Origin of the sequence: Rasiella rasia (genome assembly GCF_011044175.1) — a bacterium.
Lineage (GTDB): Bacteria > Bacteroidota > Bacteroidia > Flavobacteriales > Flavobacteriaceae > Marinirhabdus > Marinirhabdus rasia.
The window spans coordinates 2,484,707-2,497,818 of sequence record NZ_CP049057.1 but is presented as its reverse complement, the minus strand read 5'-3'; the positions used below and the strand labels follow the sequence as shown (position 1 = coordinate 2,497,818).

Here is a 13,112-nt window from a genome sequence, read left to right as displayed (position 1 = left end):
AGTTGTTTTTGCTAAGATACTTTTTTAAAAAGAACTGCGGTATTACAACCCCCAAATCCAGAGGCTGTTTTTAGGCATGTCTTTATAGTTTGTTTCTTTAATTTTTCAATAATTTGTAAGGGCTGGGAGACACCAAGTGCGTCAAAACCTACTGAGGGCAACAAGGTTTCTTGGTTCATCATTTCCATAGCGATTATGGCCTCTAATAATCCCGAAGCCCCCAACGTATGGCCAAATACCCCTTTTAAACTATGTAAAGGAGTGTGCTGTAAGTGAGCTCTATTAAATGCCATTGCTTCCATTTCGTCATTGTACATGGTAGCGGTACCATGGGCCGAGATAAAATCGATTTGTTCGGGGGTTAGCGCTGCCTCTTCTAGAGCAGCCTCTACACTTTTTAAAAGACCATCACCTGTTCTAGAAGGTCCTGAAATATGATTAGCGTCATTACAAGAGCCGTCTCCAACAATTTCAATAGCGTTTTTATTGGGTTTTACTTTTGAAATATAAACAGATGCCGCAGCTTCTCCAATGGTAATTCCGTTTCTATTTTTTGAATATGGCTTACAAGGCATATCACTTAGTGCCTGAAACGAATTAAAACCAGAAAATGTAAATTGAGATATTAAATCTCCAGACACAATTAGCACATTGTCATACACACCGTATGCGACTAATTTTTTAGCGACTGCTACGGCTAGAATTCCCGATACGCAAGCGTTTGAAACAACCACAGGAGTTGTTTTAATCTCGAGAAAATCTGCAACAGTCTGCGCCAATTCAGGTAAGTAAGCTCTGCTATTCCCAAAGTTGCTTTTGTTAGATAACGTATCTACATTGCCCTTTGTAGTTGCTACAAGCAGCAATGTGCGCTCGGAAATATTAGCAAGACTCTTCTTAATCGTTTCGGTTGCGGCTACAAGCATCATCTTCTCTAGCTTTGTAAACACATTTGGATTTCCTAATTTGTTAAAAGTAGCATCAACCACACTGTTTGGTATCATAGCGGCATAAAATGGTTCACTAGAAATAGATGCATTCTTGTGGTAACGAATTCCACTTTTTCCAGATTTTATTTCCGAAAAATTATGCAACGCTCCAATACCAAGAGGTGTGAACAAGCCAGGTGCCGATATGTATACCTTCTGCTTCATTGCGTATCTGGTGCTAGGATGGTACTCATTTCTGCAGTGGCAATATGTTTGCTGGCTATTAAAGATTTTATTTTTACCAAGGACATATCCATGGCGCTATACGTAATAACTACCTCGGTGGTAACAGTATCTCCTATTCTTGGTAACTCAGATAGTTGAGCGCTTTTAATGGCTCCTATATAACCTATTCGTGGCGGTTCGTTTTTAGCAAACCCTGTAAAGCCAGTATGCAATGCCACACATTGTGCCATGTGTTCTAGTAAACCTGCTTCGGAAAACGTCTTGTCTGACACAAAAAGGTGCTCTTTAGGAATAGTGAAACTGGCTATTAACGTATTTTCATCGTGATATTGCAATGTATCTATTAAAATAATCGGCTCTCGATGCGGAATCAATTTTTTCAGAAATACCATATCTGAAATGGGAAGGGCTGGTATATTGGGATATTTAGTTGTCATTTTGCACATCCCAAAAATCGTAAAAATTAAACCATTGAAGTGGGTATTTCTTAACTACTAATTCTAGATGCTTGGCAAACTTATTTAAAAGGTCTTGCGCATCTCTTCTTTCTATTTTTACTTTCCTAGCGTATAAGTGGTAATGCTGCTTTGGTTCGCGCATTACGTACACAAACAAGACAGGCACTTGTAATCTGGTTGCTATTTGAAACGGCCCAATAGGAAACAACGCCTCCTTACCAAGTAATTCGGCTTTAAGTGTCTTTGTCTTATTTAAAAAGCGGTCTCCAGAAATACAAACCACTCTGTTTTTTGCAAGGGCAGCGTTGATTTCAAAAATATGAGAAAGATCTTCTTTCACTACAATAAAGTTTACGTGATCGCGCTTGGTGAATTGTTCTAAATACGCCTTAATATCTTCGTGATCCTGATCTGTAATCACTATGCTAATTGCGGTATCGAAGTTTCGTTTTTTAAAAAAATACTGCGCCATTTCAAAATTCCCTACGTGGGCGCTTATCAAGATGCCTCCTTTACCCAACGCTAACATTTCAGAAATATGCTCTTCGCCATCAAACTCATAAGAGTAGTGGTCTTTTTTGCCTATTGGAATTGCAATCTTATCTACCAATGTTTGTCCAAACCGATAGTATGTTTTGTATATGCTTAAGCTGCTTTTAAGCCATGAATACCCTAGTCTTTTTCTGAAGTAATAGCTTAATCCTTGAACGTTTTTTCTCGAAAAGAAACAAAAATAAGGGATGGGTAAATGCATAAGCGCATAGGCGGCTTTAGTTCCAAAATTTTTAATAAAAAAGACAAAGATTTTGAACCCTAAAACAGTACCCCTAGACTTTCCCGTCCAAGTGTTTGCCTCTACTGTATGTGATGTAGTTTTATTTGCCAAGTGAATCTCCTCTACCCGCGGCAAATTTAAAGGAATTTGAGAAACTAGCTATAGATTCCTCCATTGATATTAATGACTTCTCCAGTAATGTAGCTAGCTTTCTTTGAAGCTAAAAAAGACACAAGATGGGCTACTTCTTCTGCCGTTCCAAAACGGTTCAATGGAACCAACTTTTTTAGTTCCTTTTCATCTAAACCTGCGGTCATATCACTTGTTACAAAACCTGGGGCTACGGCGTTCACCGTTATATTTCGTTTGGCCACTTCTTGCGCTAATGATTTTGTAGCTGCAATAACTGCTCCTTTTGCAGCTGCGTAATTTACTTGACCAGCCGTACCTTTGAGACCAGATAAAGAGACGACATTAATAATTCGTCCAAAACGTTGCAATAACATAGGCTGTAAGAGTGGTTGTGTAACGTAAAAGAAACTGTTTAAGTTAGTATCTAACACTTGTTTCCAATCGTTGGACTTCATCCATAAAAACAGGCCGTCTTTATGAGTCCCTGCATTGTTTACCAGTACCTCAACCACAGCATCTTTATTATTTTCTTGCCATAAACTCAATGCTGTTTCTGTTTCCGAAGCATTTGCAACATCAAATTGTAACAAGGTGGCCTTTCCTCCTTGACTTTCTATTTTTGAAAGCGTCTCTAACGCAGCATTTTTATTACTTCTATAGTTTATGAGTATATGATAGCCCAGGTCTTTAGACAATTGCAAACAAATTGCACGACCTATACCTCTAGACCCACCCGTGACTAGGGCGTACTTTAGTTCTTGAACTCCTTTTTCCACGCTTTGTATTGCTTCTTTTTTAGCTGTTCCATGATGTTAAAATAAGAACCTGCCCAATAATTTCTGAATCCAAATCCGCCAGCATCACCGCGCAATAATGTTTCCCTTAAAATTTCGCCTGTAGCGCTCTTAAAATGTACAACATGAATTACACTTTCCTTTTCGTATTTATTAAACGCATTTACGATAAACACAACCGATACCTCATTTTTTGGTTGCAGATCGTAGCGCTTTGTCATTTCTTGCAGTTGTTCTTTCGTAAATGGCTCTGGGGCTTCCATGGTAATCATTTCTTCTTCAACAACAGATTTGTTTACGTTTTTCACTGCATCTATATCTACATAAACATTCTCTTTACGAAGGAAATCGGCCATATTGTACTTATCTGCTTCTTTAACAAATAGATTATTCCAGTTTTTTAAGTACACTATTTTAATTTCTGTAGCATCATTAAAGTCGTCTGAATTACCAACAAATTTAGTCTTCGAAAAATCGAGTCCAATAAAATCTACTGCGTAGTCTTCGTCTAATAAAACAGTTTTTAAATCTTGTGCATTTGCAAGGGAACCCATTAACAGCAACGCTCCTAGTAATATTTTTTTCATGATTCTGTATTAAAGATGTAATCCTTAACTTGTTTAATATAAGGGTATAATACCTCATCTTCTCTAAGTGCTGGCACAATGGCTCCGATTGCTTCAAAAAGGGCTTTGGTCTCTGTAGATACCTTATTTTGCACTTCTAAATGTGCAATTGCTTGCACTATTGTAATAAGTTCTATGGCAAGTACTTCGTACCCGTTTTCTATAACTTTTCGGGTGGTAAGAGCTGCATTTGCACCCATACTCACAATATCTTGATTGTCGTTATTGCTAGGAATGCTATGAACATACATTGGGTTACTGAGCATCTGATTTTCGGCCGTGGTAGATGTAGCTGTAAACTGTGCGCCCTGCATACCGAAATTAAGACCAAGGGTTCCTAAATTTACAAAGGGAGGAAGTATGTCGTTCAGTTTTGAATTAAGCAAATAATTGAGTTGCCTTTCGGCTAGCATGGTCATTTTGGTCACTACAATTTTAAGCTTGTCCATTTCAAGGGAAACATAGTCACCGTGAAAGTTTCCGCCGTGATACACCTGCTGCGTCTTTAAATCGATTATAGGATTGTCATTGGCAGAATTCACCTCTTCCACTAAGATTTTCTCTACATTATTAAGCGTATCTAAAACGGGTCCAAGTATTTGAGGAACACAACGTAACGAGTAATATTCCTGCACCTTTTCTCCAAACACATCTCCTGTATTTAAACCATTATACAAATGGTGCTCACGCTTACGGGTTAATTGGCTATCTTTTAAATGCTCGCGCATTTGGGTTGCGATCTTACGCTGCCCTTTGTGCTTTTTAGATTGGTTGAGTTCTAACGATAAATGATCGTCATATGCCTGTACAATTTCGTTAATTGCTGAAGAAGCCTTTACCATCCAGTTCAATAAATTTCGTGTACGAATAGTATTTACCATTCCAATACCACTCATCACAGATGTTCCATTCATAAGGGCAAGACCTTCGCGCATTTCAACCGAAATAGGTTTTAAGTTCTCTTTTTCAAATACGGTTGCTGTAGCACATATTTTACCATTGTAATAAACTTCACCTTCACCTATTAAGGTGAGTGCCACATGGGCAAGCTGTACTAAATCGCCACTAGCACCAACTCCACCATGTTCATAAATTACAGGTAGAATATTACGATTAATTAGTGTTGTCATTAACTCTATAACCGAGGGATGTACACCGCTATGTCCTAAACTTAATGTATTTAAACGCGCCACTAATGATGCCTTTACATACTGAGGCGCTATAGGAGCTCCACTACCCGAGGCATGGCTTCTAATTAAATTGTATTGCAATGCAATGCGCTGCTCATCCTTAATTTTATATTGCGCCATGGGACCAAAACCCGTGTTAACGCCATAGATAATTTTATTCTCTGAAAACTTCTTTAAGAAAGCGAAGCTGTCTGCTACCGTTTGCATTGTTTCAGCGTCTATGGTAATTGCTTCCTCGTGTAGAATAATTTTTTTGAAATCGTCAATTTCTAATGTCCCCTTCAGTATAATCATGCGTAGTGCACTGCTTTTTGTTCGATATTTGTAGCTTAACTAAGGCTAAATTAGTTAATTTGACTTGCAAAGTAACAATATAAAATCGTGTCGCAAAATATGGATAGTTCCAAACTTGATGTTTTAATCATTGGTGCAGGACCTTCGGGTTGTGTAGCAGCTGGTTACCTTCAAAATCAGGGTTTAAATATTCGTGTGGTAGAGAAAAGTAAATTTCCTCGTTTTGTGATTGGCGAAAGTTTACTGCCTCGATGTATGGAGCATTTTGATGAGGTAGGGTTGTTAGAAACACTTAACAAGCAGGAATTCGAAAAAAAGCGTGGAGCGCGTTTTATTAAAGGTGATGCTGTTTGTCATTTTGATTTTGCCGACACGTTTACTGAAGGCTGGGATTGGACATGGCAAGTACCACGCGACCATTTTGACAAAACCTTAACCGATGCTTTGGAAGAAAGAGGCGTACCTATTTCTTTTGAAACTGAAGTAACCCACGTTAGTTTTAATGCAGATGGTAGTTCTGAGACCACTGTGCTTCTCGAAAATGGCAATAAAGAAATTATCAAGGCAAATTTTATTATAGATTCTAGCGGCCACGGTAGAGTACTCCCTAGGCTACTACACTTAGACGCTAAGCCTCGTATTACCAAACAGTCTTCTATTTTTACACATGTGGCCGACAAAAATCGCCCAAAAGGCATTGAAGGCACGTTAATTACATTTGATATTGTTGCCGAAGACACCTGGTTATGGGTTATACCCTTTTCTAACGGCATGTGTAGTATTGGCTATGTTGGGCCTACGCAATACCTCAACTCTTTTACAGGCTCTCCTACAGAAAGATTGCAGGAAATGATGCAGTTATCCTCACACTATTACGACCGTTTTAAAGACTGTGATTATAATTTCGCTCCTGTTACGCTTCACAATATTGCAAAGTCGGTTACTCAACTCTTCGGAAAAGGATACGCGCTTACAGGTAACAGCGCCGAGTTCTTAGACCCTGTATTTTCATCTGGAGTTACGTTTGCCACTGAAAGCGGACTTCGGGCAGCAAAACTTATTGCAAAAGAAACCTCGGGCATGACGGTAGATTGGCAAACCGAATATGCAGATTATATTGCGAAGGGGGTTAATGTTTTTGGTACATATGTAGAAGAATGGTATACTGGCAACTTGCAGAAAATATTCTTTGAAGGAACCGGTAATCCTGAAATTAAAAGGCAGATTTGTGCGGTTCTGGCCGGATATGTGTGGGATGAAACCAACCCTTTTGTAAAAAACCATGACCGTCTGGTAAAGACTTTGGCAAAGGTGATTGATTTGGAGGGAGCTGGAACTAAATAGTTTTAATTAAGCTAAAGTTTCAGAAATAAAAGAATTTCAACCTTAAAAAGATAGGAGACAAACACAAAGTGTTGTAAAGATTATACTTTAGAAAATAATTAAGAATACACCATCACGAAAATAGGGAGCGCCCAGCACCAAAAACTTGGAAAACAACCATCCACTTTCTCAAATACTAATAGTTTCAATTCAAACTAAAGTTTCAGAAAAAAAATAATTTCAACCTTAAAAAGATAGGAGACAAACACAAAGTGTTGTAAAAATTATACTTTAGAAAATAATCAAGAATACACTATCACGAAAATAGGGAGCGCCCAGCACCAAAAACTTGGAAAACAACCAAGGCAACTTTTTGGCGCTGTCCACCCACGGTCACGTGGGCAAATCATCTTTGTTCAAAGAAAGTTTCAGAAAAGAAAAAATCCCAACCTTTTTCAAGATTGGGATTTTGTTGGCCCACTAGGGCTCGAACCTAGACTCTTCTGTACCAAAAACAGACGTGTTGCCAGTTACACCATGGGCCAATACCATAATGAGGCGCAAATTTAATACAATCTTTGTGTTGCACAAATATTTTCAGACAAAAACATAGAAAATTTTCGTACTAGACCCTATTTTTTCTATTCTAAAAAGGTTTAGTACCGTTTTCCACCCCCAAGATGTCTAAAATAAAGCCGTTTCACATACGTTAGCTTTCTTTTAATGACGCCACTAATTATATTTATTAGTAAATTCGCTTCAACAAAATAATACATCTTCATGTCCGATTTCAACTTCGACAAATGGAATAAAATTCTCGGCTGGTTTGTCTTTGCCGTTGCACTTCTTACCTATTGGTTAACGGTAGAGCCCACAGCTAGTTTCTGGGATGCTGGAGAATATATAACCACAGCCAGTAATCTTGAAGTAGGACACCCACCTGGAGCACCGCTGTACCAGTTGTTAGGAGCATTCTTCTCTATTTTCGCAATGGAGCCTTCTAACATTGCGCTAACCATTAACCTAATGTCGGTTTTTGCAAGTGCATTTACCATATTATTTATGTTTTGGTCTCTTACTATATTACTACGAAATGTGGTGAGCAAGCATTCTGAACTTACAAAGAGCTCATACTTGGCAATTCTTGGAAGCGCTGCTGTTGGGTCTCTAGCCTTCACATTCACCGATAGTTTTTGGTTTAATGCCGTTGAAGCTGAGGTATATGCCGCCGCTGCCTGCATGATGTCTATTTTATTCTATTGTGCCCTTCGCTGGGAACGAGAGATGAACACGCCTCGTGGCAATCGCTGGCTTGTACTTATTGCCTTTGTTATTGGGCTATCGTTTGGAATTCACTTTATGGGGCTGTTAACTATCCCTGCTATGGGTTTCTTGTACTATTTCAAGAACTACAAAACAATAACCGTCAAAAATTTTATTGTCGCTAACATTGTAACGGTTGCCGTTTTGCTTTTTATTTTCAAGCTTTTATTACCGTATACCATGAAACTCTTTAGTGGTTTCGAGCTGTTTTTCGTAAACTCACTAGGAATGCCTTTTAACTCAGGTACCATTATCGCAGGACTGCTGTTTATTGCTATTTTCTTTTTCGGCTTACGTTATACACGCAAGAAAAACCTTGCTCAAGTTAACACCCTACTTCTGTGTGTGTTATTTATATTCATTGGGTTTTCAAGTTGGTTAATGCTACCTATTAGAGCGAACGCAGGAACGGTAATTAACGAGAATAACCCAAACAATGCGCGTGAGTTATTGGCATATTACAACAGAGAACAGTACCCAGAAACACATCTGTTTTACGGCCCTCTTTTTACTGAAATGTACTCTGGTTTAGACCCAGAGAATCCTTACAAAGACGATAAGCCAAAATACGAGAAAGACGAAACAACTGGCAAGTACATAATTGTAAACAAATACAAAGATGCTACACAAAACCTTGACGACAATCATAAGGTTATTTTTCCACGTATGTGGAGCCCAGAGCACAATGCAAATTATTTAGAGTATACAGACGGACTAGATTTTACTATTAAGTCTGGATACCGAAGTGAACCAAGATTGGTTGAAGCTGTCGCTAATTTTAAACAAGCGTTTAAAGAAGGAAAAGTAGATAAAGAAGACTATAACGACTTTTTACAAACCTATGGTCAGTTTTTTGATATAGAACCTCCTAGTTTGTGGCAAAACCTATCGTATATGTTCGAGTACCAGTTTGGTTATATGTACTGGCGCTATTTTATGTGGAATTTTACAGGAAGACAAGACGATGTGCAAGGGCAATTAGACGATTTACACGGTAATTGGATTAGCGGCATAGGATTTATAGATAGTGCTCGTTTAGGGACACAAGACAATTTGCCAAGTGACGTAAAAAATAATAAGGCCAGAAACACCTATTATTTCCTACCTCTAATTATTGGTATTTTGGGACTGGTATTTCATGCTAAAAATGATATGAAATCGTTTTGGGTACTCTTGGTGCTCTTTCTATTTACAGGGCTCGCACTAAAAGTTTATCTTAATGAACGACCCTTTGAGCCGCGTGAACGTGATTATGCGCTTGTAGGATCATTTTACGTATTTGCCATTTGGATTGGTTTTGGAGTCTATGCTCTCTACGAAATGCTGAAAGATGCCATAACACCAAAAGTAGCACTTCCCGTGGTACTGGCAGTTACTACACTAGCAGCTCCCGTGGTACTCGCTTACCAAAACTGGGACGATCATGACCGTTCTGGACGCTACACAGCCAATAGCATGGGTAAAATGTATTTAGATTCTTGTGATGAAAATGCAATTCTCTTTACCATAGGCGATAATGACACCTTCGCACTTTGGTATGCACAAAATATAGAAGGGTATCGTCGTGACGTACGTATTGTAAACACCAGCCTCTTTGCCACAGATTGGTATATAGACGACATGAAGAAAAAGGCATTTGAGAGCGACCCTATACCATCGCAACTCACGCACGACAAGTATAGGTTTGGAACACGTGACTTCCTCTACTTTCAAGAAACAAAAGAAGATACTATAGACATTAAAACCTGGATGAACTGGGTAGCCAGCGATAATCCGGTGACTATGGTTGAACTAGAAAGCAACCAATGGGCACACACCTTCCCTAGTAAAACAATTCGTATTCCTGTAGACAAGGAAGCCGTGCTTAAAAATGGTGTTGTAGACCAAAAAGATGCAGATAAGATTGTTCCTTATATAGATATTACACTTAAGGGCAATGTTATTTATAAAAACCGAATGATGATGTTAGATGTTATTGCTAACAATAATTGGGAACGTCCTATTTATTTTAGTGGTGGTAGCTTTGGTGATGACGATTATATTTGGATGAAAGATTACTTACAACTAGATGGCGTAACCTATAAACTAGTACCAATAAGAACACCTGTAGACCGTAGTAATCCGTTTGATATGGGACGCGTAGATTCTGAAAAAATGTACGACATCGTTATGAATTTTGACTGGGGTAATAGTGGTAGCCCAGACATCTATCACGACACTGAAACCCGTAGAAACGGAATCACCTACCGCAGTAATTTAGCACGTCTTGCCGAAGCATTAATGAACGACAAGGAATTTGAGAAAGCCGAAAACGTGCTTGACCTTGCCATGGAAAAAATGCCTGTAGACTACTTTGAATATTACTCGCTATTAGAGCCCTACGTACTTGGTTATTACGAGCTAGGTAAAACTGAAAAGGCCAGAAATGTGTACCATCAAGTAGTTAAAAAGTATCAAGAAAAATTGCTGTACTACAGTGGTATGAAAGTGAAACGTCAGTTTGGTATTGCAGACGAAATTATAAGCGATATGGAAAAATATCGTGGCTTGGTAGACATCTTAATAGTGATGGATGAAGAATCGTTTGCTCGCCCTGAAGCAAATAAGTTTAACGATTATTTAAAATTGTTCCGTCATTTCTATTCACCAGACGAAGGCATGGATTTAGACAAAGACATTCCTTTGGCAGATCCAAATGCAATAGACCTGCCCATAGACACTGTGGAGCAAGACAACACAGATATAACACCAATAGAATAAAACCTTTTGAAACCGTATTTGGTTAAAACGCCCAAGTTTGTTCAGTGGATTTTTCCACGAAGACGTTGGGCGTTTTCGCATAAAAGCCCAAAAGTATACCTCACTTTTGACGATGGGCCTATTCCTGAAGTAACTCCTTGGGTGCTTGATTTGCTTCGGAAATACAACGCCAAAGCTACATTCTTCTGCATTGGTGACAATGTTAGAAAGCATCCCAAAATTTTTAAACAACTGCTATCTGAAGGACACACCTTCGGAAATCATACGTTTCATCACCTCAAAGGAACTAAAACCGAAACTTCAGAATATCTGAATGATGTTGCTCTATTTGAAGCTGAAATTAGAAATCATCACGTTACCGCTAGTAAACTGTTCCGCCCGCCTTACGGTAAATTAACAGGAAAACAGGCTGAATTACTCACCAAACAAGGATATCAAATAATTATGTGGAATGTTCTTAGCGCCGACTTCGATTCAGAAATTTCCGAAGAAAAGTGCCTAAAAAATGTGATAAAGAATATAAATCCTGGAAGTATTGTGGTCTTTCACGATAGTTTAAAAGCAGAAAAAAAGCTACGGTATGTGCTCCCGAAAGTTTTGGAGTTTACATCTAAAAAAGGATGGAGCTGCGAATCTATCTCATGAAATTAGCACAAGTCAGGCTAATTAAACATACTCTTTAACCAACCCAATTAAGGTATTGGCATCTTGCTCACCACTTTGACGCCATTTCATTTCGCCATTCTTGTAAATCATTAAGGTAGGCAAACCCTTTACACGCAAGGCTTCTGCAAGCTCGTTGTTTTTTTCTACATCAATCTTGATGACACGGGCTTTATCACCCAAAGCTGCGGCTACATCACGCAGCACAGCATGCATGCCTTTACAAGCATCATCCCATTCTGCATAGAAGTCTAAGAGAACAGGTACTTTTGTTTCAATTAATTCTCCAAATTTGGACATAGTGATTGAAGTATTAGTTATACAAATATAACATTTATGCGTTAAAACCAAGCATTACGCTATTTTCGGCTTCTTTTTAAGGGTAATTACTGTTACTTCTGGCCAAATACCTACCCTTCCTGGGTATCCTAAATATCCAAAACCTCTATTCACGTTGATGTAACGGCCAAATTCTTCATAAATACCTGCCCAATTTTCATAGCGATATTTCACGGGGCTCCACTTAAACCAACCCGGGATTTCAATGCCAAATTGCATACCGTGGGTATGACCGCTTAGGGTGAGATGAATATGAGTATTATTTGTTTTTACCTGTTCCTGCCAATGTGATGGATCATGGCTCATTAATATTTTGAAATCTGAATTCGCAACACCCTCACAAGCTTTATTTAAATCGCCAGCTTTTTTAAATCCGCCAGCACCCCAATTTTCAACACCTATTAACTTTATAGATTCTCCGTCTTTTTCGAGTGTGATATGTTCATTTAATAGCAGACGCCACCCCATTTCCTTCTGAATGTTTTTTAATGCGGAAAGGTTCTCGTGCTTTTCAGTTTCAGAATTCCACGATACGTAATCTCCGTAATCGTGATTACCTAAAACCGAATAGACACCATCTTTAGCGCGCAATGTACCAAACAACTCTTTCCATGGTGTCATTTCTGATGCTACGTTATTCACCAAATCTCCTGTAAATAAAATTACATCGCTTTGTTGCTGATTGATTAAATCTATACCGTATGCTATCTTCTCCTTGTTATCGAAACTACCGCTATGTACATCACTAATCTGGGTGAGTTTATACCCGTTGAATGCCTCTGGAAGATCTTCAAATGCCAAATCGTATTCTAAAACTTTATAGTTGTATTTTCCTCTATACATTCCTACTAATAAAGAAGCGAATGGGATAGCCGCGATACCTAGTGCCACTGCACTTATAAATTTTCTACGGGAGGGAAGGTAAAAACCCGTTTCGTTTCCACCTACTTTGGAAAAAAGTCCGACAAACAAGCGAACAATGTCTTCTCCAAACATAAAGATGATGAGAAACAATTTTGGAATAAAAAAAGCGAGAAAAAATCCAAATATGTACATTAATTTAGGATTGGTTCTAGCTTCACCAGAGGAAAGAGCATAAATAAACAACACCAATACCAAGATAGAACTAAGCACATACAATGCATGAATCCATCTATTCTGACTAAGTGTTTTTACGGCTTGAAACGCATAAATATCTATAGCTATATAGATGACAATAAAAATGATCCAACGCATGTAGTACTTTGTTAAACAGTGAAA

Annotated in this window: 11 protein-coding genes and 1 tRNA gene; 3 read left to right on the top strand and 9 right to left on the bottom strand. The window is 38.5% G+C overall.

All coding sequences use genetic code 11. The features are described 5' to 3' along the window. Positions 1–11: 11 nt before the first annotated feature. Genes G5B37_RS11235 through G5B37_RS11210 form a run of 6 tightly spaced genes read right to left on the bottom strand, consistent with a single transcriptional unit; the run spans position 12 to position 5,444 of the window. A complete protein-coding gene (locus G5B37_RS11235; RefSeq protein WP_164680124.1) occupies positions 12–1,154 on the bottom strand; it encodes a beta-ketoacyl synthase N-terminal-like domain-containing protein in 1,143 nt (380 codons plus the stop codon). Next, positions 1,151–1,612, bottom strand: a complete 462-nt coding sequence (locus G5B37_RS11230; protein WP_164680123.1) for a hypothetical protein — start codon at positions 1,610–1,612, stop codon at positions 1,151–1,153. Before G5B37_RS11230 ends, G5B37_RS11235 begins: the two co-directional genes overlap by 4 nt. Next, positions 1,602–2,519: an LpxL/LpxP family acyltransferase gene (locus G5B37_RS11225; protein ID WP_263649793.1), complete on the bottom strand. Its 918-nt coding sequence runs from the start codon at positions 2,517–2,519 to the stop codon at positions 1,602–1,604. Before G5B37_RS11225 ends, G5B37_RS11230 begins: the two co-directional genes overlap by 11 nt. Before the next feature lie 44 nt (positions 2,520–2,563). After that, positions 2,564–3,316 (bottom strand): 3-oxoacyl-ACP reductase FabG, encoded by a 753-nt coding sequence (gene fabG, locus G5B37_RS11220; RefSeq protein WP_164680122.1) that lies wholly within the window; start codon positions 3,314–3,316, stop codon positions 2,564–2,566. Further along, positions 3,292–3,921 (bottom strand): hypothetical protein, encoded by a 630-nt coding sequence (locus G5B37_RS11215; RefSeq protein WP_164680121.1) that lies wholly within the window; start codon positions 3,919–3,921, stop codon positions 3,292–3,294. Before G5B37_RS11215 ends, fabG begins: the two co-directional genes overlap by 25 nt. Then, complete coding sequence (locus G5B37_RS11210; RefSeq protein WP_164680120.1) at positions 3,918–5,444, bottom strand: HAL/PAL/TAL family ammonia-lyase; 1,527 nt, start codon at positions 5,442–5,444, stop codon at positions 3,918–3,920. Before G5B37_RS11210 ends, G5B37_RS11215 begins: the two co-directional genes overlap by 4 nt. 99 nt (positions 5,445–5,543) lie before the next feature. Between G5B37_RS11210 and G5B37_RS11205 the strand changes: the two genes are divergently transcribed. Next, a complete protein-coding gene (locus G5B37_RS11205; RefSeq protein ID WP_164680119.1) occupies positions 5,544–6,788 on the top strand; it encodes an NAD(P)/FAD-dependent oxidoreductase in 1,245 nt (414 codons plus the stop codon). 451 nt (positions 6,789–7,239) lie between these two features. On the opposite strand, the gene G5B37_RS11200 is transcribed toward G5B37_RS11205, so the two are convergent. Continuing rightward, positions 7,240–7,312: transfer RNA gene (locus G5B37_RS11200), tRNA-Gln, on the bottom strand. Between the two features lie 235 nt (positions 7,313–7,547). Here G5B37_RS11200 and G5B37_RS11195 point away from each other — a divergent pair. Both G5B37_RS11195 and G5B37_RS11190 read left to right on the top strand, forming a co-directional pair. Beyond that, positions 7,548–10,850 carry a DUF2723 domain-containing protein gene (locus G5B37_RS11195; RefSeq protein WP_164680118.1) on the top strand — a complete coding sequence of 1,101 codons (3,303 nt, stop codon included), beginning with the start codon at positions 7,548–7,550 and terminating at the stop codon, positions 10,848–10,850. A gap of 6 nt (positions 10,851–10,856) precedes the next feature. After that, complete coding sequence (locus tag G5B37_RS11190; protein ID WP_164680117.1) at positions 10,857–11,495, top strand: polysaccharide deacetylase family protein; 639 nt, start codon at positions 10,857–10,859, stop codon at positions 11,493–11,495. Positions 11,496–11,516: 21 nt separating this feature from the next. Here G5B37_RS11190 and G5B37_RS11185 read toward each other — a convergent pair whose 3' ends face one another. After that, positions 11,517–11,813 (bottom strand): thioredoxin family protein, encoded by a 297-nt coding sequence (locus G5B37_RS11185; protein ID WP_164680116.1) that lies wholly within the window; start codon positions 11,811–11,813, stop codon positions 11,517–11,519. Positions 11,814–11,867: 54 nt separating this feature from the next. Further along, the gene (locus G5B37_RS11180) at positions 11,868–13,088 is read right to left on the bottom strand and encodes a metallophosphoesterase (RefSeq protein WP_164680115.1); all 1,221 of its coding nucleotides are present in this window, start codon (positions 13,086–13,088) and stop codon (positions 11,868–11,870) included. Positions 13,089–13,112 lie beyond the last annotated feature (24 nt).